This is a genomic window from Haloarcula sp. CBA1115, assembly GCF_000827835.1.
GTDB classification, from domain to species: Archaea; Halobacteriota; Halobacteria; order Halobacteriales; family Haloarculaceae; genus Haloarcula; species Haloarcula hispanica.
On record NZ_CP010533.1, the window covers coordinates 44,540 to 70,703 of the forward strand.

Annotated in this window: 23 protein-coding genes; 11 read left to right on the forward strand and 12 right to left on the reverse strand. The window is 57.0% G+C overall.

The window, feature by feature from the left end; genetic code table 11:
* Positions 1-26: 26 nt before the first annotated feature.
* The 4 genes from SG26_RS20005 to SG26_RS20020 all read right to left on the reverse strand — a co-directional run bounded on the left by SG26_RS20005 (position 27) and on the right by SG26_RS20020 (position 3,152).
* Positions 27-491 carry a hypothetical protein gene (locus SG26_RS20005; protein WP_050038677.1) on the reverse strand — a complete coding sequence of 155 codons (465 nt, stop codon included), beginning with the start codon at positions 489-491 and terminating at the stop codon, positions 27-29.
* A 35-nt stretch (positions 492-526) separates the two neighbouring features.
* A complete protein-coding gene (locus tag SG26_RS20010; RefSeq protein ID WP_050038678.1) occupies positions 527-1,207 on the reverse strand; it encodes a hypothetical protein in 681 nt (226 codons plus the stop codon).
* A 101-nt stretch (positions 1,208-1,308) separates the two neighbouring features.
* Complete coding sequence (locus SG26_RS20015; protein ID WP_050038679.1) at positions 1,309-2,154, reverse strand: DUF6884 domain-containing protein; 846 nt, start codon at positions 2,152-2,154, stop codon at positions 1,309-1,311.
* A 56-nt stretch (positions 2,155-2,210) separates the two neighbouring features.
* Positions 2,211-3,152: a DUF6610 family protein gene (locus SG26_RS20020; RefSeq protein ID WP_050038680.1), complete on the reverse strand. Its 942-nt coding sequence runs from the start codon at positions 3,150-3,152 to the stop codon at positions 2,211-2,213.
* 100 nt (positions 3,153-3,252) lie between these two features.
* Between SG26_RS20020 and SG26_RS20025 the strand changes: the two genes are divergently transcribed.
* Positions 3,253-4,119 carry an HNH endonuclease signature motif containing protein gene (locus SG26_RS20025; RefSeq protein WP_079980886.1) on the forward strand — a complete coding sequence of 289 codons (867 nt, stop codon included), beginning with the start codon at positions 3,253-3,255 and terminating at the stop codon, positions 4,117-4,119.
* Here the strand turns inward: SG26_RS20025 and SG26_RS20030 are convergent.
* From SG26_RS20030 to SG26_RS20055, 6 genes are all read right to left on the reverse strand, one after another.
* The gene (locus SG26_RS20030; RefSeq protein ID WP_228841640.1) at positions 4,104-4,856 is read right to left on the reverse strand and encodes a hypothetical protein; all 753 of its coding nucleotides are present in this window, start codon (positions 4,854-4,856) and stop codon (positions 4,104-4,106) included. The genes SG26_RS20025 and SG26_RS20030 overlap by 16 nt on opposite strands.
* 74 nt (positions 4,857-4,930) lie before the next feature.
* Positions 4,931-5,890, reverse strand: coding sequence for an ArdC-like ssDNA-binding domain-containing protein (locus tag SG26_RS20035; RefSeq protein WP_050038681.1), 960 nt, complete (start codon positions 5,888-5,890; stop codon positions 4,931-4,933).
* A 65-nt stretch (positions 5,891-5,955) separates the two neighbouring features.
* Positions 5,956-6,522: a hypothetical protein gene (locus tag SG26_RS20040; RefSeq protein ID WP_050038682.1), complete on the reverse strand. Its 567-nt coding sequence runs from the start codon at positions 6,520-6,522 to the stop codon at positions 5,956-5,958.
* Between the two features lie 130 nt (positions 6,523-6,652).
* Positions 6,653-6,916, reverse strand: a complete 264-nt coding sequence (locus tag SG26_RS20045; RefSeq protein WP_050038683.1) for a hypothetical protein — start codon at positions 6,914-6,916, stop codon at positions 6,653-6,655.
* Positions 6,917-7,037: 121 nt separating this feature from the next.
* Entirely contained in the window at positions 7,038-7,916 is an 879-nt protein-coding gene (locus SG26_RS20050) for a DNA polymerase (RefSeq protein WP_050038684.1), read from the reverse strand.
* A gap of 52 nt (positions 7,917-7,968) precedes the next feature.
* Positions 7,969-9,006 (reverse strand): hypothetical protein, encoded by a 1,038-nt coding sequence (locus tag SG26_RS20055; RefSeq protein WP_050038685.1) that lies wholly within the window; start codon positions 9,004-9,006, stop codon positions 7,969-7,971.
* Positions 9,007-9,856: 850 nt separating this feature from the next.
* Here SG26_RS20055 and SG26_RS20060 point away from each other — a divergent pair.
* Positions 9,857-11,326, forward strand: a complete 1,470-nt coding sequence (locus tag SG26_RS20060; protein ID WP_175055189.1) for an orc1/cdc6 family replication initiation protein — start codon at positions 9,857-9,859, stop codon at positions 11,324-11,326.
* A gap of 430 nt (positions 11,327-11,756) precedes the next feature.
* On the opposite strand, the gene SG26_RS20065 is transcribed toward SG26_RS20060, so the two are convergent.
* Positions 11,757-12,008 carry a type II toxin-antitoxin system HicA family toxin gene (locus SG26_RS20065; RefSeq protein WP_050038687.1) on the reverse strand — a complete coding sequence of 84 codons (252 nt, stop codon included), beginning with the start codon at positions 12,006-12,008 and terminating at the stop codon, positions 11,757-11,759.
* On the reverse strand, positions 12,009-12,278 hold the full coding sequence (locus SG26_RS20070) for a hypothetical protein (RefSeq protein ID WP_050038688.1): 270 nt from the start codon (positions 12,276-12,278) through the stop codon (positions 12,009-12,011). It lies immediately after the preceding gene.
* Between the two features lie 708 nt (positions 12,279-12,986).
* Between SG26_RS20070 and SG26_RS20075 the strand changes: the two genes are divergently transcribed.
* The 9 genes from SG26_RS20075 to SG26_RS20115 are packed head-to-tail and all read left to right on the forward strand — an operon-like array spanning position 12,987 to position 25,117.
* The gene (locus tag SG26_RS20075) at positions 12,987-13,442 is read left to right on the forward strand and encodes a pilin (RefSeq protein WP_050038689.1); all 456 of its coding nucleotides are present in this window, start codon (positions 12,987-12,989) and stop codon (positions 13,440-13,442) included.
* 9 nt (positions 13,443-13,451) lie between these two features.
* A complete protein-coding gene (locus SG26_RS20080; RefSeq protein WP_050038690.1) occupies positions 13,452-15,524 on the forward strand; it encodes a hypothetical protein in 2,073 nt (690 codons plus the stop codon).
* The gene (locus SG26_RS20085) at positions 15,521-16,369 is read left to right on the forward strand and encodes a hypothetical protein (protein ID WP_050038691.1); all 849 of its coding nucleotides are present in this window, start codon (positions 15,521-15,523) and stop codon (positions 16,367-16,369) included. Before SG26_RS20080 ends, SG26_RS20085 begins: the two co-directional genes overlap by 4 nt.
* Before the next feature lie 2 nt (positions 16,370-16,371).
* On the forward strand, positions 16,372-18,048 hold the full coding sequence (locus SG26_RS20090; RefSeq protein ID WP_050038692.1) for a hypothetical protein: 1,677 nt from the start codon (positions 16,372-16,374) through the stop codon (positions 18,046-18,048).
* Positions 18,048-21,299 (forward strand): VirB4 family type IV secretion system protein, encoded by a 3,252-nt coding sequence (locus SG26_RS20095; protein WP_050038693.1) that lies wholly within the window; start codon positions 18,048-18,050, stop codon positions 21,297-21,299. Before SG26_RS20090 ends, SG26_RS20095 begins: the two co-directional genes overlap by 1 nt.
* Before the next feature lie 5 nt (positions 21,300-21,304).
* On the forward strand, positions 21,305-21,682 hold the full coding sequence (locus SG26_RS20100; RefSeq protein WP_050038694.1) for a plasmid mobilization protein: 378 nt from the start codon (positions 21,305-21,307) through the stop codon (positions 21,680-21,682).
* Complete coding sequence (locus SG26_RS20105) at positions 21,679-22,152, forward strand: hypothetical protein (protein ID WP_050038695.1); 474 nt, start codon at positions 21,679-21,681, stop codon at positions 22,150-22,152. The genes SG26_RS20100 and SG26_RS20105 overlap by 4 nt, the downstream gene beginning before the upstream one ends.
* Positions 22,149-22,904: a hypothetical protein gene (locus tag SG26_RS20110; protein WP_050038696.1), complete on the forward strand. Its 756-nt coding sequence runs from the start codon at positions 22,149-22,151 to the stop codon at positions 22,902-22,904. Before SG26_RS20105 ends, SG26_RS20110 begins: the two co-directional genes overlap by 4 nt.
* A complete protein-coding gene (locus SG26_RS20115; protein WP_050038726.1) occupies positions 22,901-25,117 on the forward strand; it encodes a type IV secretion system DNA-binding domain-containing protein in 2,217 nt (738 codons plus the stop codon). The genes SG26_RS20110 and SG26_RS20115 overlap by 4 nt, the downstream gene beginning before the upstream one ends.
* The last annotated feature ends 1,047 nt before the right edge of the window (positions 25,118-26,164 follow it).

A 26,164-nucleotide genomic window follows, 5' to 3' on the forward strand; every position in this document is an offset into this window, starting at 1 on the left:
CGGAGGAACAGAAAACCGCTATCGAGTCACCAGGGAGTAATCACAATGCCGGCGTCCGGACCCTCGATGTATATCGGTTCACACCCACGATAGAAGATCGTGAATCGTTCTGGCTGGTACACAGGATGCTTCGCAAGCGTTGCGACTGCACGGCTCATGTCCGCTGGCGGGAACTGTGGCTCGCCTGACCGGAGGGCAAGGCGACCGGACTGGAGCACGTCCCACGACTGGAACTGGTAGTCGGCTGGAGGGGTGAACGTCTCTCGGGCCGTCGCGACAAGATACTCCGCACCGTCGACGACTTTTCCGGCTATGGAATAGCGAGCAGACTCCGGACGAACGGTGACAGCGCCATCGAACACAGAGACTACTTCATTCTTCCAGACAAATGGCGATGGTGGCTTGACGACTGGAATTGGTTTCTCGTCGAAGGTCGGTTCAGAACTGTTCTCAGATGCTCCGCCACTGGCTTCGGATGTGTGTTCTGTCATCCTCTCACCCGCCGGAGGAACAGAAAATTGGTGAGCTAGTCGAGACTAGGGAGCCGCTCAGCGATGAGAATCCCACCTCCCGGTCCTTCTAAGTACAGTGCTGTGTGCCCTCGGAAGTAGAGGGTGTATCGCTCTGGAACGTACTGATGGCCGGTCGAAAGCGTCGCGATGGCCTTCGACAAGAGCCGTGCCGAGAACAGTGGGTCGCCGCGATGATTCGCCAAGCGGCCGGATTGCAGTGGCTCCCAGCTGTCGAACCCGTGGTCTGCTGGCGGCGTCAGTGTCGTCCGGGCCGTTGCGATCAGGTAGTCAGCCCCGCTGACAACTTTGCCAGCCGTGTTCGCGACATCTGGAATGAATTCCACATTCCCCCCGAAGTCGGTTATCGTCTCGTTTTCCCAACGCAATGCTTCTGGATGGCCGGCGACCGGCACCGGCGGGCCTCGGAAGCCCTCGCTTCGGATGTGGGATTTTGCTTTGCTCTCGCAACCGAATGTCTCCCCGCAGGTACACTCGAACGATTCGTCGTTGCGATAGTAGCCGTCAGTATCCTGTGAGCGGACAAGTTCGCCGTCGTCGTCCATGTAGATGGTATCGACATACCCCCACGAGTACGACACCTCAATCTCATGCTCCTGTCCGGGCTTGCTGAAGTCGAAGCCGGCTTGCTGGTCTGGCTGTCCGTCCTGCGTCTGAGTCGGGTCAGTTGCAGTCATCCTCTCACCCGCCAGAGGAACACAAAATCGCTCGATCCAGCGTATTAACCAACAGAAGTCGTGAGTGTTGGTTAAGAAGCTCGGTATCGTGGGTTTGCGTGCTACTCAGCTCGATCACCTGCCCCACCGTCGGTCGTAAGACTCGTCTGTCTCGTGGCAAGGAACCGCTCAGGGACGCTCTCGAATGCATCCAGCCCCGCTTGCTCAGTCCCTTCGACGTCGACGCCACTGTGCCCTGTTTGCCACGTAGCAGAGTCGCGCTCGAAGCCCCCGTCAAAGGCTGAGAGTTCTGATCGTCGGGCTGGAGCCGCTGCCGACGAGAGTTCTTCGGCACGGTCTGAAAGCCAGCCCATCTGATCGAACATCCCGTCGAAGTCTCGCTCCTGGAAGGGGAAGCGGACTGTCGCTTTCGGCGGGAGGGCAGTGTACGTCTCCCGCCCGGTCCGAATCGCAGTTGGTCGTCCCTCGAAGATACCACGCTCGTCCAGCACGTCGACGTAGTCGCTGCCGGCCAGAACAACCAACTCTCGACAGGGGGACTCCTGCTGATCGGCTGCGTACGGCCGCCGGAGCCAATCGCCCAGTGATGAATGGACACAGAGCGCCCACCGATCTAGCTGGGTCTCGACTCGGTCGCCCGATGGAAGCCGGTAGTGTGGCTCACCCTCGATGGGTTCTCCACGCAGGTTCTTGATAGCCGTGTCGTACGGGGCGACCGTCTGCCGAGGCATTAGTATCGCGTGTTCCGCAGAGAGGACACCCCAAGAATTCGCTCGTCGGTCAGCAGTTCGAGCCCACTGGACAGCGGCCTCAGCATATGACCGCTTGACCGAGAAATATGACGATGTGTAGAGGCTGCGAGCCTCAGCTGGATCGTCGGTTTTCGCGTCACCGCACCCGACAAGTACGAAGCGGCCACGAGTTCGCTCAGTCTGTGTAGTAGTCATCTGTCTCCCTCGCCCCACGGGGAGTCACAAAACTCTCTGAGGCTGTCCGGTCGGCTCTAGCCGTGGACCTCAGTGGGGATGAGTCCTGCCCGGTATTCCACTCTGTCTCGCTCGTGTTGGCTCCGGTACGCGAGCGTCTGTCCGTTCTCGTACTCGACGACAATCGCATCCTCAAGGCCATTCACAGTCGCTCTCGAACCGTCAGCAGCCCAGACGGGGTCCATCGGTTCCGCTGTTAGCGGATTCCGGTCTCTCTCTGCAGTGGGCCACACACCCCGCGATTTCCAGTATGACCGGATGTGTCGCAAACTCTCTCGAACCGTCTCTTGGATCGAGAGATGGTCCGCACTCCCGTAGCCGTGTGGTGAGAAATACTCCCCGTGAAGTGCCGCTAAGTGGACCCCGTTCCAGTCGACGCCAACGATATCGGCTGGCTCCTCGCCGGTCACGCGCGGTTGTGTTAGTTCCTCGATCACTGGATACTGTTTTGTCGGACTTGCCCCCAGCAGATGCACTCGCCGTCCCCGCCAGTCCACGATGTCCGTGTACTCCTCGGCAGTCTGGTCAGAATACCCCATCGGGTAGCCAAGTATCATGTCCTCGTCGATTACGTCGATTGCTTCGTGGCATTTCGGAACGATGATGACCTCAGTCTCCGGAAACTTCCGTTTCAGCTCCCGTCCGGCTTGGTTGTACCGTCTCGCCTCCTGTCGGTCGTATGCGTCCCCGAGCATCCCGACCGACGGCTCGTACTGCTCGAAGCGCTCAATGTACCGGTCCAAGTCAGGATTCCGGAAGTCGTTGTCTAGAATCTCAACCGGGACCTCGACGTTCCGAAGTTTGGATTGATACGAGTAGTCCTCGCGAACACCGACGGTGAATCCGAGACGGTAAGCATCGATTACGAAGGGCTCGCGATGAAGGAACCCGATGTAATCAGCCCGCTGTGCATCGCCGAGAGCCGCCGCTGACCAAGAGTGTCGTGCCTCAGAAGACATCGAAATCACCGAGCGCGCCCACCGGCGCGCCCAGCTGGCAGGCGCGGCAAAAAACGACCCCGCGGGTTAAATACCGAGACGAGAGGAAGTGTCTGTCAGAATGAAGGAAGGCATCGAATCGCAGTACGACGACCCTGACAGCTACCGGGGCGACTACCCTCCGGACTGGCCTTACAGGATTGTTTTCCGGAAGCAGTTGGACAACAACACTTGCGCCAACTGCGAGATGCAGTACCCCTCGGAAGCGTTGGAGGTCCTGCGACGAATCCCTGCCGAGAACGGCGGGACGAACAAAACCACGAACCTACTGACAGTGTGCCCGACCTGCGAGGACGATGTCAAGCAGGAGGGCCGTCTGAACCTCCCAATGTCGCTCAAAGAAGAGCCAGCCGGCGGTTCCGAAGAGGACACCCACAGAGTCCTGCCGCTGCAGAGTGACGTCCCAAGGACTGAGGAAACTGAGACTGACGTGACCGAACAGGCGGGGCAATCCCGAGGGTCCTCCCGCTTGGAGGTCAACCACATTCCACGGTCGACGAGGACTCCAACCGACCGACCGACGACGGAGGGGAGCGATGAACAGTCCGACCAGGGCGACACTGCCGACGAGCGTGCTATATCGAGTCGGGTGCTCTTCGCGTCCATCGGGGGGACAGCGATGGTTCTGGCATATCTCTGTGCGATTGCTGTCGCCTCTTTCTTGCCCCCGCCTGTGAGTGACGTAGCGTTCTACGGCCTCCCGCTGGCTGGGCTCGTGACCGGAGTCCGATGGCGGCTCTCGACAGCCGTTGCGTCCGCCTACGTAGTCAGCATGTATGCTGCACTCTGGCAGGTCTTCTCGGCGGAGCCGTCAGTACCGGGGTGGGTCCCCGTAATCGCACCACTAGCTGGGATTGCCTACGGACTCGTCGTTGAGCGGACTGGGTTCTCGCTACGGAACCACTTCCGTTCTCAGATCCGCGATTGATGATCCAGCGCTTCTGTTGACGAAATATACGCCGATAACTGGTCCACGACAGAGGGGTCAAACTCGTCAGAGACGTGTCGCACGTTCCACAACCCAGATTGATACACCTCAGATTTCGGCGAGTGATACCCGAGCCAATCGAGGTCCGATGGCCCTGCGGATCGACGATAACTCGATACCATCGCGATAGTGTTCGCTTCGATCACCGCTCGGTCACACTCGGGTCCGGGGTCGCCCGGAACGTCAACCCAGAGAAACGGCAGATCACGGATATACTCCGATACACGCTGTTCAAGTTCGTGTTCCTGCTCGCGAACAGCAGTCGTCTCGGCGTCGGGATTTTGCTCGCCCCAGTGGGGATACTCGTCGTGCCAGCCGTGCTTCTCGATCAGTGCCCGTCCGACGTGCAAGCGAAAAATCGAACCACGATGGTTGCCACCGCCGGCGTACTTCCCGCGAACGTTCCCACGATGTTGCCTGAGTCGGTTCCAGAGCGTATTCGATGAGCCTGCACTGACGCCGACGGTCCCGATCCGGGAGAGTCGCCAGTCGACTGCTGTCGCTGCGCGAAGGTCGCTTGCTGGCGAGAAGAAAAAGTAGACTCCCCGGTCGGGCCACTCCAGCCGACCGTTCACATCCCCGAGGTAGTATGGGCCGCCGATTTGGTCACGCAACTCTGCCAGCACACTCAGAAACTGTCCGACAGGGCTGCCACCCGACGCTGCTGTTGAACGCATCTTGGACTCCCTCACTCCAAAGGGGAGTCACAAAATATGGCTCTCAAGCACGACTGGAAAGACACCGCACCCTCTCAGCTGTCACCTTCGACGGCATCGATCAAATCCGCTGCAGTCGATGAGATACGGTCCAGCCGGTCCCGCAACGTCTCTGGTGCGTCACCGTCCCACGCCGCGAGGTAGAACGCCGAGTTGTCGGGGTCCAGCCCAAAGTGGCGACTGACCACGTAGGCAACTGCCTCGGCCTCGACCTCACGCTTCGAACGCTCCGCCTCATCCGCAACATCGAAGTGAAGATCGGCGTGTGCGAACTCATGAATCAGTGTACTCGCAAGAGCGGCCCGATTGTCACGGTCGACTGCTTCCACCATCGGATTCGTGGTCGTCACGCTCCGACGCTCGCAGACACCCCGTGCAGACCCGTGCTCCCACTCTTCCGGAGCGACGATTCTCGCGTCGACACCGATCTCGTCGGTGGCGTCCAACAAGTCCTCGACAAGTCCATCCGGGTCGCCGTAGGCTTCTGTCTCCAGTTCGGGAAGCGGCTCGCCATCGGTCTGGGAGATATCGAACACCGACGTTGGCCGGAACCCGACTAACCCTCGACGCCACTGCTCGGGGTCTGTCTCGTCGTACTCACAGTCCGTGTTCTCGTGATACGACGGCGAGTTTCCGCACGCGGGGCACTTCTTCGTGATAATTGGAGCCCAGATCCAGATCGCGTCCTCGCCTTTCTGGACGTAGCGGTCGAACTCATTTTGCCACGTATTGTAGCCGGCGACCCGGGTTGCCTCGGGACACTGGAGCTTGATGAGCAGCGTGTTCCGGGCCGAATAGTCGTGGAACTTCGATTGGACGTCAAGCCACTGCTGGAACTGCTCGCTGGCCTGGGCCTCGTTCGTGAGGTCGACGAGATCCTCGACCCACGCATCGAGTTTGTCACGCATCTCCTCGTCTCGGGAGTCGGAATCGTCGAAGGTGCAAGTGGTCTGCTGGCTGGACTGCTCCGGCATATCTGACTGTATCGTTGACATTGATCTATCTCCGGGACACGCTCTCGGGCACGCCCCAGCACCTCCACTGGGGGACAGAAAATTGACTACTGCTGTTGGGACCGCGTTCTGTATCTCTCTGGCGGGTAAAAGACGACGTGAATAGCAGAACCAAGGTTGTACCACGATTTCGGGAGAACAGAGACTTCTAGCCCCCACTCGGAAGCGAACTCGAAGACGTCGAACCACAGATTGTGGGGTGGCTCTTGCGATTCCAGTCGCTCGATATTGCCGGGGTAAACGTGCATCGAGTACAACGCCGGCTCACCATCGTCAAGCCAGAGTGTCGAGTGATCGTCTGCTGGCGGGCTGTGAGGCGGTCCCTTCGGGTCGCTGTCGGCGTCAAGCGGCGAGTGCGGGCACTCATCGTCGCCCGTAATGAGACGCCGTATGCAGGCTGTCTCAGCAGGCTCATCGAGGTCGAAGGCTTGGGCAAACGCATCGCGCTGAAACTCGCCCATGATCGCGCCGAGCGCCCGCCAGATGTCGTCCCATCTTGGGTCCTCTGGCTCGTGATCGAGGTAGTCGTGGACGGCCTCGCGCAGCTGCCGGTACTCGTCCCACGCCGGAACAGGCTCGTTCGGGCCGGGTGTCGGCCAGTCAGTGCGGTCCATACGCTTGGGAAAATTCTGACAGGGTATCAACTCTCGGGACACGCCAGCACGCCGCGTCAGAGAAGAGGCCTTGCCGCTAACCAACACTGAGTGGAATATGGAGCACCGTGTTGGTTAGCCTGCGAGTTGGCTACTCCTCGTTTCTAGCCTCCCACCCCTTGTGGAAGTACACCAGCGCCGTGTCGGAGTTGAAGCACTGTCCGGAGGGGACGTGCTGCAAGACTTCTTGTTCTGGAATTGGTTCAACCACGCCCTCATCAAGCAGACTGTTGACGACATCGCGGCCCCGTGGCTCGTCGATCTCGACAGTATCAGGACGCTGCCGGTCGCGGTCCTGGGCGATCTGTTCACGCTCGAAGCGCTCGTAGTCTGGAACTGTTTCGGTCGGGTCCATGAAGGAAATCCCTCACTCGACCGGGGAGACACAAAATTAGCGCTAACCAACAATGGAAGAGTATGGCGGTCGCTGTTGGTTAAGACACACCACCGTTTCTGCAAAACCACGGGAACCCGAGTCAGTTCGGGAGCTTCGGCGCTATCACGAACTGCATCGCTCCATCGGCGTCAGGGAACTCTGATTTCAGCACGAGCGGGACCTCGTTGCCGATGCGTAACACCCGATTCGTTCCGTCTGGAAGGCCAGCGTTCGCTGATTTGACGAGCGACGAGTCCAGTTTTACCTCGACATCCGCAGGCTCGAAGGCAATTAGATCGGTGTCTTCCCTCCGGTACGTCATACTGTCAGTGTCACCGTCTGCGGCAAACTGCATTTCTCCGGATTCCGGGTCAACGGAGAGATCAAACCGGTCGTCAAGCATATCTGCTGCATCGAGACCGAGGGATATGTCGTCTGGACTCAGGTGGACGGTTGCCGGGATGTCAATATCCGGCATTTCAACAGGGTAGCGAAGCGATTCAACCGGGTCAAGCTCGATGGTGCGCGTTATCCCCTCGATATCGACTTCTAGCGTGCTGTTCGCCGCATCGAGTGCGAACTGTGCAAGGTCGCCTGCATCGCCAATCGAGAGTGCATCACGGACCCGTCCGACGTCCACTCCCAACGTCCCCGTCCCCGCGTCGAAGGTGCTGAATGAACTCCCAGAAACACGCAGGTCGACCATCGAGTGCCCTTGCTGGTCGGCCGCTCGGATGGCGATTCCCGACTCTGCAATCCCCAGTCGCGTCTTGTCTGTGACCGTGCCAGCCGCCGAGAAGATCCGCTCAAACAACTGAACCTCGCCGCTAATCTGGAGATGCTTCGGCGCATCAAGCGTTAGCAGGTCCGTACTGTCTATGTCTGCTTGCGTCTCGTCAGCCGCCGAGGTCTCTGGGATGCTCTCCTCGGCGTCTGTGGTTGCTGCTTCGGTGCTACTGGCCGCTGTGGACTGTGACATCTCGATTACCCTCCACTTGCCGGAGGGCGCACAAAATGGGGCGGCGTCGACGTCAGGGAACGACCGACGCGAGGCGATGGGTGCGATAGTCGACTGTCCAACGCGAGTGGTTCTGTGTTATCCGATATTCTCGAACGACTGCAACGTCTTCCAGCGACTCCTCGGGCTGCTCCCAAGTAAATTCGTAGCCGGCGACCACATCTCCCTCGTCGAGATATCCAACCGGATGGTCGGGACCGTCCCATTCAACTGAGATTAGATCGTCACTACCTGGGGGCTGGACTCCACTGCTGACTCCCCCCTGGATGACGGATGGATCGGGTGTCAACCCGTGCAACTGTGCCAAGTCACTGGCCTTGACCGTGTACTTATCCTCCTCTCCGACGAATGTGTGCTGGGTTTCCCCTCTAACAGTCGAGTACCTCACCTCCTCGATATCGACTCCAAGAGCGTCGGACAGCAGATGGGCAAACTCAGCGGCCCCCGTGAGGACCGTTCTGTTCTGTTCCTCGATCTGGAGGGTCGTTTCCGGTGTTTCAAGCGCCCTCATCGACGTGTTCTCTGGCTGGTCAACGGGCATACAACTGCACAGGAGCGTCCCTTCTGGCCCCGTCAGAATCCACGGCCGGTTTCCGCACGGAATCGCGGAGTATTTTGAGGCAGTATATCGCCCACCACCAGTGAGGACACGGAATGCCTTTTCGAGCGCCTGTGCGTCAATTCCGAAGCCGTAGCTATCAGCGAGTCCATCGACGAATGTGACTCGAGTGTCGACTGAACTGAAGTCGCCGTATGTGTCTGGGATTTGCAGGACATCGCCAGCTGCGTACTCCTCAACATATGCCCCGACGTCTCCGTCAACGACCCAGCGTGTCTGTTGTTTTGTCGCTCGACCAGCCGACGTGTTGATCGACGACACTGGCCGCTGCGTTGTCAGCCCCCAGTCCTCGTCTGGGGATGCCCAACTACCACCGTCGCGATCAGGAGCGCGACCCGTCGTCGCACATCGGGCGATGCTTGCGGCACTGGGATCGAGGTCACTGTCAGCGCTATCTCCGTCTCCGAACGTACCGATTGTGAGGTTAGCCATCCTCTCACCCGACAGAGGAACACAAAATTTTGTTTGGCTTACAGAGCATACAGAAGGATATCAGAAACTCAGAGAAACATCCAGAATGCGATATTCCTGTTTAGCTTAGAGAGGTGACGAGAGTAGTCTGAGTCGTCAAGTCATTTTCAAGCCACAATATGACCAGTTTACAATACACACCTCTATCGATGTGTTTGCAGTGATGTGGGTGTGAGCGTCACAGTTCGTGCCTCGAAAGATTGAGACGCTGGGCGGGGTGTTATGCTTGGGGAGACAGACACCCCTCTATCGATGTGTTCGATCTGTTCAAGTAAAGGCTAGCAACAACCATAGAGACTGATTTAGGACAATAGGCGAGGAAAACAGAGCCGAGAGACCGTGCCACTGCTAGTTAACGGAATAGATGACTGCAAGATCGCGATAAGAATTGTCGTAACCTAGGGGACAGAAAGACAAATATTGTAGGACAAATCGAACACATCGATAGAGGTGTGTGTATGTGTCTTTTCTAGAAAGCTAGAAGAAGACAAGGCAACTGACGGCGTTCGTTAAGACCGGGTTCCCACTATAACTCGCTCTATCCCGTGAATCATGCAATATCGGGCTTCTCACAGTACCTTTGTGTGATGAATTGCGCGGTCAAGCCCTCCTCCTTCGAGACATCGAACACATCGATAGAGGGGTGTGTATGTTCCATCCTTACTGCTAGAACACTTCGTTAGGCGTTACTGCTCTCTCGAACCCCTATAGCTGAAAATCCGCCTTCGACCCGAACAATAGTCTGAGACGATAAATCACACTTCGATAGGGGTGGGGAATATTTTTATGACTTGCCCGTATGCTCCACAATATGGGTACTGACGACTCCGACCCTTCTCGAGTTAATTCGAGAACACCGGAGGACGAGACCACGACGCAAGCGGGCCCTTCTTCAAATACGGCGGAATCGGAACCGGACTCCAATGAAAAAAACTCCCCGGCCAGCGGCGGACAATCGCCATCAACCAATCTCAGTTCTGATGAGTCCACGCAGTCGATCGAGGATATGCTACTTGAATTCGATGAACAGGACGGACTGATCCGTGATCGGTCGCTTCTCGATCCAAACTACGTTGTTGAAGAGGATCGGATTGTCGGCCGTGACGAACAACTTCAGGAAGTCACCAAGATGCTTCGTGTCGCACTCGGAGATAATCGTCCACCAAATCTCTTCCTGTATGGGCCGTCTGGTACCGGAAAATCACTCATTACAAAGGCTGTCTGTAACAACATCAGCCGTATCTGTGAAAATCGCGACATCAGCTTTGGAACAATTGAGGTCAACTGCCAGGATCTAGACACCCTCGGGGTTGCGGTCTATGAACTGGCAAAACAGGCAGCTGACCAAGCTGGCGTGGATGTCGAAGTCCCGAAACACGGCGTTGCGACCAAAGAGAAGTGGGACGAACTTTACCGAATCGTGAACGAACATTTCGATTCTGTTGTCTTTGTGCTGGACGAACTCGATATGCTCGTTGGCCGTCGAGATAAGCAGGAGCCGGCATTTTCACGGCTTTTGTATCAACTCTCGCGGTCCGGTGCTAACGATGATCTCACGGCGTATATCTCGGTAGTCGCAATCTCGAACGACACTAGAATGATGGAGTCTGTAGGAAGCCGGGCACTGAGTTCGTTTACTCCGGAAGATGTGCATTTCAACGACTACGACGCAAACCAACTCCAAGCGATCCTTCGCCGGCGGCAGGACGCCTTCCACGATGATGTTGTTGATGACGACGTGATCCCACTTGCAGCAGCCTTTGCAGCGCAAACACACGGTGACGCCCGGAAAGCGATCGATCTCATTCGCGTTGCTGGTGAACTTGCCGAACGCGAGGGGGATGATCGCGTTCAAGAGGCACACGTCCGAGAAGCACAGCAAAAGGTCGAAAAGAATCGTGTCCTTGAGGTTGTTCGGGGTATCAGCACCCAGAAGAAGCTGTGTCTCTATGCGACAGCGACGGTCGCTGCTGAAACTGATGATGGATCTGCCCGAAGTACAACTGGATATCGTGTCTATCAATTCCTCACCGAGTCGCTTGATGCCGATCAGTATCACCAGGAAACGTATGTTAATAAAATGAAGGAGCTGACGACGTATTCACTCGTTGACTTCGAGAGGCGGAGTCACGGTCCAACATCTGGAATGTTCTTAGAATTCCAGTTCGGTGAGCGACCCGAGACAATTCTTGAGACGCTTCGTGAAGACTCACGTATCGATATGGTATCTACCGACGCTGTCGAGTCTGTTGTGAAAGCACAGATCCGTAATCAGACTTAGTAAAACCCTTCTATTGACTGTTATCAAAGCTGAAGGAACACTCCTCTATCGATGTGTATCGGCTAACCGTTACTACGACACGTACCTCTTGAACACACTCTGGTTAAATCCAGTTAGTAGTATGACTAGTTCTCCCTCCGTCAGACGCACGTCACACCCCTTTATCGATGTGTAATCGTCTCAGAGAATCCCAGAAACACCTGAAATCACGACGATCGAACTTTGGAGTGATTTTTAATTTCGATTCGCATAGGCCTCTTGAATTTGTATATTTGGTTTTATTGAAGCAGAAATAATAATTAAAAGGTGGCTGGACACCCCTCTGTCGATGTGTTCGCCTGTCCTCAGAATCGTCACACCCCTCTATCGATGTGTTTGGCCGGTCCTTCAAGTCTGAAAACTTTCGATCCGGGGCAGCGATTCAGAGTGCCTACGAATTGCGGTCGACCCATTCACAGAACGCTGCAAAATCGTTCGCGCCGGCATCGTCGGCGATGCTTCGAAGCGTCCCCGTTTTGACCTCGTCGTGCAGCGGGATGGTAACGCGTCGTTGGTCGCTTTCGTTGGTCGGGTGCTGGTAGTAGAGTTGGGCGTGGTCACCAGTCGTCCGGCGCCACTCGAAGCCGCCGACATTAACCAAGACCTTCACGACATCCCTCCCAGAAAACGTACTCCGTGCCATTTACTGCATGAACTCGGGTAGCTCGCCATCACCAGTCGTGTTATTTTCGGGGTCGATCCCCAGCTCTCGTAGTTCCTCGTCGGTAGGTTCGTGGCCGCGCTCGGCCTTGTAGGCCGCAACCGCATCGTCGAGCATTTCTAGGGCCTTCTGGCGAGTCTCACCCTGTGTGGTGACGCCGGTTTCGACATCTGTGATGACCCACATATCCCCTTCGCGCCACATCCGAATCTCGTCATCATGGGGATCTCCATTGCGTGTCGAACTGGCCATATCTCTATTTGCTGCATGAGTGGGATAAACGTTCGGTCAGCGCAGAAACAACAGGGAGTGAGTGAGCGGGAATCGGCTCCAGTGGAATTGGAGAGTGGTAAAGACCAGCGCTGAGTACGAGCGCCGAGCTGAAGAACTGAGTCAGCAAGCCGAGGAAGAACTGCCTGAGTCGGTGACGGTCGTTGTAGAAGCAGAGGCGGACGAAGAAGGTGTGCAGTCGGTGGTTGAAACTCTCAGGAGCGTCAGACATGTTGACCGTCCTGACCGGGGGATGTCTCCGTCACGGCTGTCAACGTTCCAGGGTTATGCTTTCGTCTATCGATAAGTTCTAGTCTTACCTGATGTATCTTACCTATCAGAAAACAGACAATATTTTCGATTTTGTTACCAACTATTTAGCCTATTTTCTAGACTTTCCAACTGTATAAGATTTCTTATGATTAACCTCAAATACGGCTTACGAGACAATCTGACTGGGCATTAAAAATCAAGCCACAGCGTACGATTAGGTAACCCAGTATAATACAACGTATTATACAAGAGTAATGTATATTTGAGACACAAGTTATTTGTTCATTCCACTGTCAGTAGGTGGTGGCGGATTCAGGACAGGATTCACCAACTGTATAAGAAAACCAACACAATCGCGATAGCGGATCACCGGTGGGGAATCGGTGGCCAAGCAAGACGCTCGAAACAGAGACATCCATGTCAACCCAAACTAACGCACCGAACGAATCGACCTCACAACCAACACTCTACACTCACGCAAAGCGCCGATTCGCTGAAGCGTGGCTCACGCCCGGCGTGCGACCGGCAACGCAGTTGCTGTTGATCCTCACGCTATTTGCTGGCTCTGCGATGGGCCAGACCGATGTCGGGAACATTTACTGCAACACAGCTGTCGAAGACGGCGTCAACGTCGTCTTTGGGGCTCTGGCTGGCCTTGGCCTGCCGGCGACGATGGTCTTCGTCGGTCGGAGCGGCCTGTCGTATATGCGGGCCTCTGGCAACCCGAACCAGCAAAACGAGGCCCGGCGGGACCTCATCCTCTCGCTCGTCGGTCTGGGCGTTGTTGTGCTGGCAATCGTGGCTCCAGAACTCATCACGAAGTTCGGGGACAACGTCGGCTTCGGCTTCTCGGACTGCGTGACGCCATTCTAAGCACACACAATGCCCTCACTCCGCTCAGTGCTGGTGACCGCGGCCCTTTGCTCGCTGCTTTCGACAGCCGCAGCTGCGGGGCCTACGTCTGGGACTACCGGCCCGGCCCAGATCCAGACTGAGCGGGGGACGGGACACTTCCTCATCGGTTCGAGCCACGGTGGCGTGGGGGTACTACAACAAAACGCCACCGCACCGAATGGCTCCAGCGGAGAGGGAACGGAAGCGAACGACACTGAAACAAACGAGTTCAGTGGCCGTGACCCAGCGGCCAACGGAACGGCAGCCAACGAAACCGCGGGCAATGAGTCCGTTGACCGAGAGCCGGCAACGAACCAGACAGGCGTGAATAGGTCCGTCAAAATGGGAGCAAGGCAGAACCTCAGCGCGAAAGTCTCGTGCTACGAGAATGCCTCAAACCCACCAGCAAACGCCTCTGTTGGGGACAACGCGACGGCGGGTGTTCTCCCACCTAACCGGTCGTACAACCACAATCACACGTTCTTCCGTGCCCTGTGGTCTGGCGACCCCGATCATCCAGACCTCACACGGGCCGACCGGGCCGAGAACGGCACGCTGGCTGTTCTGCCTTCATGTACGGGAGATATGCTCTCTCGCGAACCGTCGAACACGACGCTGTGGAACCGGCCTGAACACGACTCGTTCCGGACTGGTATCGAGACCTCCTCGCAACCAGTGAACGTCACGGATACTCGCTCTGGGCTCTGGATTCGTGACGCCTACGTCACGTTCTTTAGCGTCGAACCATCGACGGTTGTCCATCGAGGGTCAGGTACGACGCGTCTGGTCCGTCCAAATGGGACCGTTCGTTCCATCCATGACTACCGGGTGTACATTTCGGAGTTCTTCGAGGACGACTTCCGAGTGGTGAACACGTCGACGAACACGACGCTGTATGCCAACGGCACTGCAATGGACAACAGCACTGCCGCCCAGCCCACGCTCAACTATACCGAGATCAACGGGACGACTGAACTCCAGTTGGTGACGACGATCTCGACGAATCTCTCGGAGATTGACGATGATGAGATTGATGAGTACGAACTGACGGTCACGGACTCACAGACGGTCCAAGTAGAGAATCTCTCCGAGCGGGAGATGGTCGTCGAGCCCGGCGTCGTTCCGAACGGCAGAGGGGCCACGACTGACGACTATCGAATCGGGACTGTAATCCCCGGCAGCTGGCAGAGCGTCCAGTTCGATGCCGGATACGAGGTCCGGAGCAAGTGGCGGTTCTATACCCGCTCACCGCCCGGCTGGGAAAACTGGTCGGAGAACACGACGACGCCAGTAAGACCGCTTGAAACCCATGCTGTCCGGGCTACGGAAGGTCCAGAAGTCACGGTCAACCGCGTTCAGAACGAGAGTTCCGACGGCTGGCGGTTCGTGCCATCACTGGAAGCAGTGTATCCGACGAATGCGACTGTGAACACGACGGGGAACACGACCGCTAACGGGACCAACAGGACCACGCTCCCACCAGAGATTCGGGTCAACCGGTCGGCGTCGTTCACAACCACGGATCGGTTCACGATTCGGAGTGCGGAGCAACTCCGGACAGAGAACTTCGAGATCAACGGACTCGTCCGCGGAAACAGTATCGAACAGCCAGCGGACTCGACGAACCCGACGCCAATCCGGGAGGTTAACATCACCTCTGAGGTCGTCAATTCGACCGACAACTCGACGGACCTGCTGGTCAGGGTCGAACCGAAGGCTGGCTTCCCGATTGCGGCAGGGAACGTCACTGTCGCAACGGGACAGTCACGGGTCGAACAATCACTCTCTGGCGATGATGAGGTCACCGTCACTGTCGACCAGGGCGAAGTCTCCTCGGCGATAGTCACGTATCGTCCGACCCAAATCTGGTGGGAGCAAGGGCGTGTTGTCCCGGTTCGGGACACGCAAGAACGCGTTGCGTATGAGGTGGCTCTTCCGGACCTTTCGGAGTTCATCGACCTCGCTGTAGTGACGCTCCTGACGTTGTTGCCGGCTGTGCTGGCGCTGTATGGCTACGACGTCTGGACGAGAGGCAAATTTGTTGGTTGGTATAATCCATGACAAAGCAAGATATACCACGAAATAGCAGTATCGACCGTAGAACAGTACTGGGACTCCTCAGCGGGAGTCTTGCCACGCTTGCAGGATGCAGTGGCGGGCTGTTTGATGACAGTGGCGGAGACGGCGGAAGTGCCAGCCCGCCAGAAGAGCAGTCCGACTACATCGAAGAAACATCGATTGAGATTGTCGAGAACGGCCGCCAATTGGCTCTGGAGGTGGCTGTGACCGATGAGATCGAGCCGTCATCGGTTAGCATCATCACAGAGTCCGGTCGGGAGTTCTCCAGCGACTACTTCAGCTCCGGTGAAACTCGGACACGCCTCTCACTAACAGAAGGAGAGGACTCGTACGAACCGCTGCCTCGGGGCCAGCACACGCTCTATCTCCGTGGGGATGACGTTGAAACTGAACTCCCACTCGAACTGGGCACCACGTTTGAGTTTGAGGAAATCGTCCCCGGGACTGAGCATGAAGAGATCCGCGACGATAGCCTAGGGATGGTTGTCCGGAATGTGGGCCAGCGAACTGGCGCAGCAACGCGGACAATCCTCAACGGAGAAAACAAAGACAGCAAGGCATTTGAACCAATAAAGCCGGGTGAAACCGGGATTGTCGAATTTACTTTTCTCCTCGCTGATGGCCCGCACTGCGTAAAAGTTGAAGAAACAACTCTAAGAGAGGAGGAATTGACTGTTGGATTCCTCTGGAGTGACCCGGTTACTGTCATCCAACCTATACAGTATACCGACAGGTTTGACAGCACCGGTAACGGGTGCAAACGAACCCTAGCTGGTGAGCCAGAAGAGGTCACCACAACCCCGACAAAGACGGAGATGGAGACGTAGCAATGCAGTCGGAAATTGGTGAAGAAATCGTTAAGGAAATCGTCGAGAGGGCAATTAGAGAACTCTCATCGGCAATTACAGCTGGTATCAGCGGCTTCTTTGCTCAACTTAAAACGCAGATAATCAACTATCTTGATGGGTTTTTCCAAGCCATTATTGATCCGATGGTGCGGACGCCTGCTCCTGAAGGACCGAATTCAGCAGCCCCTGTCGACATTGCATTTGAGTCTGCGAGTAATGCCCCATGGGACTCGCTAATATCGGGTATCTATTTTGAGGGGGTAGTCGGCCTGGCGCTCGGACTGCAGTTCATCGTCTTGGCGATGATTGGGCTTAGATATGGGTCGATGAACCCGGTTATCCGGAAGAAACTCCTACGTCGCCTCGGAGTCGCATTTCTTTCGCTGTTCTTCTGGCTCCCAGTGGCCTCACTGGGGACTCAGTTCTTCGACGCTATCGGAAATGTAATCTACCGTTCCGGTCAGTCGAAAGAAGAGATCGCTACACTAATCAGCTCAGCCGAGCAAATTGCGGAGCTCAGTCTGGGGATATTCGTCGTTCTGATGATCGTCGGATTGTACGTCTACCTGAAGGCGGCGTTCATCTTCATCACCCGGTGGCTGCTGGTCTTCCTGATGACCCTCTCGATGCCGCTGGTCGCGACGTTCTGGGCAGTCGAAGTCTGGCCACTGAACCGCTTCTCGGGGCTGGCAAAACAGGTCGCCGGCGCGTATCCCGGAGTCCTTGCTGCGGGCATCCCACCTGCAATCCTGATACGAATGAGCTTCGAGGCAACGAACTGGGGACTCCCCTCTAAGTTATCGCTGTTCATCAGCCTCGTGACGCTGTACTTGGCGGCAAAATCACAGAAGATCCTCATCCAGCGTAGTAGCCGCGTTGCGATTCAAGTCAGCGAACAGGCACTCGCCGGTGGCAAAAAGCCACTCAAGGTGGGTGCGGCGGCCACTGGTGCAGCGGCGACAGCCGGCGCTGGAGCGGTCGGTGGCCCCGGCGCAGCAATGGCGACGGGTGGCACGATTCGAGCTGCCTCAAGCGCTGCAAAAGGGCGTGTCGGCAGTGCTGCCACGGGTGCCCAGATGGTCCACCGCCAGATGGCTGCTAACCCCGCTGGCATGAAGAGGGGTTCCAATAACACCGGCCCTACCGGTTCCGGCGGCGGCAGTAGTCCTACCGGCTCCGGAGGTGGCGGCAACAGTGGTTCCGGCGGCGGTGGCTCAGGCGGTTCAGGCGGTTCCGCTCCGCCCTCTGGCGGCGGCAGTGGCAGTAGCGGGTCCGGTGGCTCTGGTGGCTCACCGCCCTCTGGCGGGTCCAGTAGCTCATCTGCCGGAAGTGCCCTCAACAGCAGGTTCACTAATGGGAGTTCGTCCGGGGACTCTGAGAGCGACGACACCCCGATTAGTGAACGCCAGACGAAGATTGAGCAGCAAACCAAGATGGAGCGCCAGACGCAGATCAACTCCGGCGATACCAGAGTGTTCGAGTCCGACTCAGCCCCGCCGTTCTCCGACGACGACTTCGACGAGAACGATACTGAGACCACGGACTCCGATGAATCCGAGTCGTATGACACGCTCAAAGACGTGTTTGCGACTGATGACGATGTATTAGGGCCGGATGTGTATCGCGACGGCCTGCCCCACCGGGAGGATGACGACTAATGGCTGATAACGAAGAATACAATACGAACATCATCCACGAATCCCTCGGAGATTCGACCAACTTTTGGGGAGACTACACGCTGGGGGAACTCATCCTGTTCCTCATCCCGCCGTTTGGCTTCCTCGTCGCGATGGGGATGCCGTTCGTACCAGCGGCGCTGTTCTTCCCAGCGTTGGCTCTCACAGCGGTCGTCGAGGTCTTCCTCTATATCCTGCACAAAGTCCGTCCGGACCACTATCGGTTGACCGAGTGGCTGCGAGTCAAACTGTTTTGGCTCGTGAAAAAGCGGCAGTACACTCACGGCCAGGGGAATCAGGACACTCGGCAGGTCACGCGACTAGAGCGGGTCATGCCCCACGGCATTGAGCGCGTCGACGGAGCGTACGTCGGCGCGGTCGAGGTCGAGCCCGCCAATATGTCGTTGCAGGACGACGAGAAATGGAATAAAGCCGTCAAGTCGCTCACACGCCTGTCTGAATCCCTGACTGGCCGGGCGAAACTCCACGTCACGACGGCCGAGGTCGATAACGAGTCCCATATCCAGGCACACGTCGACCGACTCGACGACCCCGACGCGGAGAGCCATTCGATCTTCCGGGGAGTCCTCATGGAGTTCGTCAACCGCTACACCGACGACAGCGGCAACGTTGAGACTGAGACTGAACTCCAGCGCAAGTACTACATCGTCGTTTGGGTCACTGACGACGATATTCACGACCTCCAGATGAACAGCGACTCCATCGCGGATTACTTGACTGGGATACCGGTCATTGGGCGGCTGTTCACTCGATTCGACAGTGACACGCTCACTGATGCCGAGCGAGAGGAGTTTAAGGCCAAGAAACTCCACGACCGGCTCGAAACCGTCGACAGAGCAGTCAACAATATGTTCCGGTGTCGCAGCCGGTCGGTCAGCCCCCACGAACTGGCCCACTTGACCGAGGACTACTGGGCCTGCGAAACCCGGTCGGAACGCGAGTACGAAGAGGCGTCCTCCGTCTCCCCGGTGACATACTCCGCGCGGGAACTCATCAAGCACGGCGAGGGTGCTGCAGCCCACGACGCTGCGGAGGGCATGGACACTGACGACGTTGGCGGGACCGACTACGAGGTCGACGAGACTGACTTCGTCTCCCAGTTGCATAGACCGGGAGAGAACCACCGGTCACTGGTCGCGCCAACAGATATCGAATGGGAAGCCGACCACGCCCTCATCGATCAGGAGACGTACACGCGGTGCTTCTGGATCGAGACGTATCCCGAACATCCGACAAGTGGGATGCTGGAACAACTGCTGCTGGATACGGAGCTTGCCGTCGACGTCTCAATCTACGTTGATCCCTACGACTCGGATGCAGCAGTCTCGGTGATGAAAGAGTGGATCTCGTCGCTGAAGATGCTGCAAAACGACAAGGGAGAACTTGAGGCTGAAGATATCGAGCAGGAGGTCAATCAGGCGAAGTACATCCGGCAGATGGTCCGGCGCAACCACACGTCGCTGTTCCGTGTCGGCGCGTTCATCCGGTTGACTGCCGAGACCGAAGAGGAACTGCGGAAGCAAACGAACCGGCTCGAAACGCTGCTGCGGGACTCGCCGTCGAACTGTGGGGTCAAGCGAACGACCCGCCGGCAGGAAGCAGGACTGGTGACAGTCTCGCCGATCGGAGCCAACGAACTCGGGCAGAACCGGCTCTCCTCGATGACTGGGGAAGCGCTCGGGTCGCTGTTCCCGTTTTCGTCGAACTACCTGCGGATGGACGACGGAATCGAGTACGGACTACACGGGCACAACGACTCCTCGCTGTTGATCGACCCGTGGGCACTGGAAACCGGCCACTCTGAGCTGGTGACTGGGATGCCTGGCGGCGGAAAGACTCACGGCACGCAGGCTCGGGCGATGCGGATGCTGAAAAAGCGGTCGGACGTCAAGCAGATCTACGTCGACCCGGTCGGGGATATGCACGGCAGTGCGAAGATGCTGGATGCAAAGACGATCACAATCAGCGGCGAGACGCCGCTGAATCCGTGCGAGATGCATCCGACGCCGCCTCATGTTCTTGAACAGTCCCCGGATATGCAGCCCGTCTCAGCAAAAAAAGACGAAGTGTACGGGGTCATCGAGAACTTCCTGCAATCGCGGGATGTCGACTTGGAGATGCACAGCGGACTCATCACGTTCCTGATCGACACGATCTTCGCTGAGTCCGATATCGACCCAGCGGACCCGTCGACGCATACGCCGGCGAACTCGCCGGACTTGAGCGATTTCTTGGAAGTTGTCGACCGCCTGCAAGCAGACCCGGGAATGTTCCCCGGAGCAACGACGGAGTCCTCTCAGGAGAAAATCCAGCAGTACGCAAACGAACTCTCGATTGCGCTGCATCCGTTCCGGCCGGGAAGTACGTTCGGCAATCTCTCGAAAGAGTCGGACCTGCGGCTGATCGACGACAGTAGCAAGGCTGTCTATCTGGATCTCCAGCAGGTCGAAGGCTCGGGCAGTGGCCTCGGCAAGCAGTCGTTCATTATGCAGTTGCTGTTGTCGACGCTGTACCAGCAGGCGAAAAATATGCAGCAGAAGGTCGAGATCATCATCGACGAAGCTCACTACCTGTTCAACGACGACGCGAACTTGGAGTCGCTGAACCAGATTGCTCGGCACCAGCGCCACGCCGGACTGCGGCTGGTGATGCTGTCCCAGACGCTCTCAGAGTTCGAGGACAAGGGCGCTGCTGAGGAAATTGCGGGGATGTGTCCGATCAAGGTGCATCACCGCGAGCCAGAGCTAGGTGATGAGACCGCGAAAAGCGCTGGCCTGACGAGCGAACAGCAGTCCTACATCCAGCACGCTGAAGCCGGGAAAGAGTCACTGGGTGACGGACAGGGCTATTCGCAAGCACTGGTCCGCGTTGATGAACACGGCGATTACCCGCTGACGATCAAGACGTCGTGGGAAGAGAAGCAGATTATCGACCTCGACGCTGATGCGGAAGATGCGCTGGACGTTGTTGCTCACGAGGTTGATCCCCACGTTGCTGACTTCGAAGAGTTCGTCCATTCCAAAGCAGTCGAGCAAGAGCTAACGAATCACGGATTATCGCCTGAGAAGGCTGAACACGTCCTCAATGATCTTAGCGAAGATGAGTTGGTGGACGTGGTGTCTGTAGCACTTGACCAGGCAGAGCCGGATGCAGTTATCGCCGATGGTGGTATCGAGGCAGAGACTGATTTCGAGTTCGGAACTACGGAGTGATTCATATGAGTGAAAAAGTTACAATTCGGATGAGTGCAGAGCAGCGAAAACAGATCGTAAAGCAGGCTAACAAAGCGGGTGAAGGGGTTTCAGAGTACATTCTGAAAGCTGCGGAACGGCGTATTTCGAGCGAACTACAGGAACAGCGTGCGGGGGAATTAAACCTTGGATCGGAACTGGAGTACATCGCTGATGCCGTCGTAGAAGACGTTGATGAAGCAACAAACGTTGACACGGATCAGGAACTGTTCTACTCGGTCGCTCTGTGGGATTTAATTTCCTCTGAGTTCCCGGCAGACAAGCGCGCTACTGCGATGGAAGAAGCGACAGATAAACTAGAGGATGAGGTTGAAACCATCCGAAACAAGGAGGGTCAGGAATGACTGAGAGAGACACTCTACTCCAGATTTATACGAGTGAAGAGAACAAAGAATTGTTTGACCAGTTGGCTGACGCCGCGGGGACATCCACCTCCGAATACGGACACGAGGTTATCGAGGAATACGTTGAGTGGGAGACTGGAGAGAGTCAGTATCAGCGGTACAGCACTAACACAAAAATCGAAGTCTTGCTGGAGGAGGCAAAGCGCGAGGTGACAGAGCTGTTAGAAGAATTTGAGTCTGGAACAATGGAGGAGGTAAAAACCGTCCAAAAAGTCCGGACGGCATACACTATCGCGATCTGGAAACTGATTCAAGATGACTACTCAGCTGAACAGCGACGGCTTGCGCTGAAATTTGCCGGCGAGCATGTTGGGAGAGATCCAGACACAGAATCGCAAACACCAGACGAGGAAAGCAACCCTGATTCAGATGCCTCGATTGCCGCCGAACCGGCAGGTGAGAGTGCATGATGCTGAAAACAGATTATCAGGAGGGTGGTGCAGGGAACCTCGTCGATTACATTCAGCGTGTTCGCGAACAGGACGCCGGCGCGGCAGTTGACCTCCGAAACCCAGCTGGGCGAGAACTGTCTGACTCAGAGGTGAATCGGTTTGTCAACAAGAGCCGCGAGTTCGGATTCCAGCGGCATTTAATCGTCTCGCCAGATCCCACAGGACAATATTCGCCAGAAGAAGTCCGTGATAACACTCGGGAACTGGTGAATAGCGGGCTGGCTCAACAACCGACAACCGACTGCGTGTATGGTGTTCACCGAGACACAGAGTTTCCCCATGCACATATCGCGGCGACTGGCGAGCGTGCGGAATTAGAAATGGGTCGGGAAGATATCCGACAGATGCGCGAACAAGCAGCGACTGCGTTTGAAGAACCCGCTCGAACACGCGACCCAACGGCTGCCGCCCGTGATTCTCCCGAGGACATTGGCCGGGTCGTGGATGAAGAAGCACGGGAGCAGTACCACGAGGCAGAACTAGCGTTGAACCCCGAAGCGGAAAAAGCGCTCAAACGGGCGACTGAGAAGAGTCAGCAGAAAGACGCCGGACAGCCCACGGCTGAGAAAGCGACCGATGAGCGCCAAACTGAGCCACTCTCAGAGCGTGCTGGGGAGAGGACCGAAGAGCAACCGGAACCTGAACGCGAACCCGAAGTTGATCTTGAACGCGAGCAGGAACCCGAGCGCGAAGTTGGGTGGTGGCAGTGAGTTCGAGTTCCTCTGCACCACCAGGACAACGCTCCGGGGAGGTTCCGAATAGCCTCAAGTACGACAACGTCGTCGGGTTCGTCTGGGCCGGATTTATGCTGTTGTTCCCGCCGATGATCGTCGATAGTGACAAGGTCCTTCCGAAGCGGTTCTGGGCGTGGCGCTACATCTACCTCGGGTTCGGACTGATTAGTGTGGCGTTCTTCTACGACGTGCTGGTCCAGACACCCAGCGTCGCATTGCTATTCCCATTCGCACACGTTCTGGCTGCCATCTCGGTCGGGACACTGTTCGCTGACTTCACCGTGCCCGGCCTGTCGCTGCCGATGCTCTCGTACTCGAATACGGTGATTCTGTATGCTATCTCAATCGGTATCGTGTTCTCCGGGGAGCTGCTCCGCCGGACATCGCCGGAAATGCTCGCGATGAACCAGTGGGACCACGACGACGGGGAGTCCGTCGTCCCGCTGGAAGAGGTCTCTCACGAACACAACGAGGCCGAAATGCCGTTCACCCTCGATCAGGATGTCTCTACAGCCGTCGTGGGCGAGACTGGTTCGGGGAAGACGTCGATGATGAAGCTGCTGGCCTACCAGTTCCCATACTACAGTAACACGGCAGTCATCGCCCACGATACTGGTGAGGACTTCCAAGCATTCTACGAGGAGCTGGGCTTTGAGGTCCAGCGCATCCGCCACGAAGATAGCGATGTGGTCTGGAATCTGTTCAAGGACGCTGATTCAGAGTCGGACTTCCGTGAGGTCGCCGGCGCGATCTTCGGCGAAGCCGACGGCCACGACCCGTTCCACCGGCCCGCCAAACAGACCTTCGCGGAGATGCTGATGTATCTGCATCTCAGCGCGAAAAAGAACAACCGCCGCCATGCGCTCTGTCACGCCGATATCGTCTCCTTGCTCAACGAGGGCCACATCGCGCTGAAGGAAGCCCTCGACGAGTTTGACCGGTTGGACTCGGGTCATATCGACCCTGACAAGGGGAAAGGCGCACAGAACGTTTACCAGACGATCAAGGAGAACGTCGATCCCGTCTTCACCGGCGACTTCGGAGACTACGGGGAGTTCTCGCTGCAAGAGTACATCGAGAACCCCGAAGGACGGGTCCTCATCATTGACTCGAACCCGACGGAACTGGAAACGCTTGGGCCGATGTATCAACTGCTCGTGGACTGGTCGATCCGCTACGCGATGAACGCCTCGAATCCCACGGTCCACATCCTCGACGAGATTGACGCGCTGCCGGCGCTCACGCAGGTAACGAACCTCACGGCGCGAGGCCGGAAACACAAGGCTCGGGCACTGGTCGGCGTACAGACAATCGGCCAGCTCAAGGACACGTACAGTACGATCTCTGGGATTGTCGGCAACTGCCCACAGGGAGTCTACTTTGGTCCGGGTGACAGTGAGTCGACGGACTTCATCCTCGACGAACTCGGCGAGAGTCGGCAGTATGATCGCTCGGAGATGGTCTCGATGAGTCACCAGGGGCGTGGCGAGAACCCACGAACGCAGGCTCGGGACACGTATAAAGAGAAGGACAAAACGCCGGTCACGTCCGGCCTGCTCCGAGACTTCCAGCCCGGTGAGTGCGTTGCCGTCTCTCGGACGACGTGGGTCCACGGGCAGTCCTACGAACTGGCTGACGTTCGCGACAGCCTCCCGGCGCAGGGCGCGGAGTCGCCGGGCAGTTCGGAACCAGAGCCAACGGAAGATGACACCGACATAGAGAACGACAGTTGGTTCTCGTTCACTCGGGCTCGACTTGACGATGTACTCCGTGGGTCAGTTGGTGAGACCGACGGCGATGAATCCAGAAATAGTGGCCCGGATCGTAACCCGGAAGTCGAGCCGACCGTCGACGCGACAGACGGGTTGGGCGACGACGATTCCAGTGACCCACTCGACCAGACAACAGCAAACACTGCCGTCACACCTCCGGACACAGACCGCCCAGACCTATCAGGTGAAGAAGATGAGTACGACGGTGGCGATCACGACCAGCAGTCCGACGACAACACCGGGGGACTCTTCTCTGATCCGGACCCAGATCCCAGCTTAGGTGGGGCGGAATCTGCCGAGCAGGAAGGCGGTGAATCACCCACTGAATCAGATGCAGAGGAAGACTCAAACGAGACTGAAGAGCGGGACGAAACTGAGTCAAAAGAGGAGGAGCGCGACGTATCTGAGTTCATGTAATCCGCTGTTGTGAACTCGTTTCTGTATATAGAGTATCTAATACTTTTGTGCTGTTCTGCGACTGTAATTCTCTCTACTACGTTGGTAAGAGTGGATTGCAAGTACGCCCACCCTCTATTTTGTCAGATACCAATACTTACCTTTATTGCTACTATTATATCTCTGAAATCGCAGGACGGCGGCGGTTTTACTCCGGTTTGAATCACCAGCAGTGAATCACCACATCCGACTGAAACAAATCTAAATCGCAAGACGGCGGCCGAATTATTCACCGAAAACCGCCGATGTAAGACACTCTTTATCTTGTCCTTTGGCGATTCAGTCGTGAGCCGGGCGCTAGAAACAACGATACATAAGAAATAGAACATAGGTGCCGGTGACCAACAGCAAACCTCGGATAGAGTAGAGCCCGCCCACTCAGCCCCCGGCTACAACTATTGGAGAACAGATATGTCTCGACTCACTCCCCAGAGTCCAATCGGGACTGCACACGGCGGGCCAGCCCCACCGAACATCATGTGAGTCTACTGTGCCACGCACGTCGCCGGCCACCGACGTCCAAGGCCACGCCGATCACGACCTCGTTCAAACTGAGCCAGCGCTGGCAGACCCACGCTCGATCCTCGCTCACTTCGGCCCCTCGTGGCGCATACCTTGTTGCCCACTGACGAGGAACCACACCACTTTGTCCGGAGCTTTGTATCTGATTCCCAACAGGTACAATGCACCTTGTTTTCGTACTCACTCAGTAGCGTAATTTAGTGTGGCATTCAGCCGAGAACCGGTCCGATTCCCGGCGGGGATCGCGCCCGCTACTGCAGGCACGATTGGACCGGCGTGAGGCGCGCGATAGCGCCGAGCGCAGCGCCCCGTCGTCCGAGTGAGCGCTAGCGAACGAGGACACGACAGACGAGCACCGCGAGGCTGTCAGTGGCGTCGCGCGCTGGGACGTTCCACCTGCCGTCCAGCCTCAGTTGCGCTCGGGCCGGCAGACCCACGCCTGCGATCTATCCGGGACTCCGTGGGACCAGTACCTCGACGTGTGCC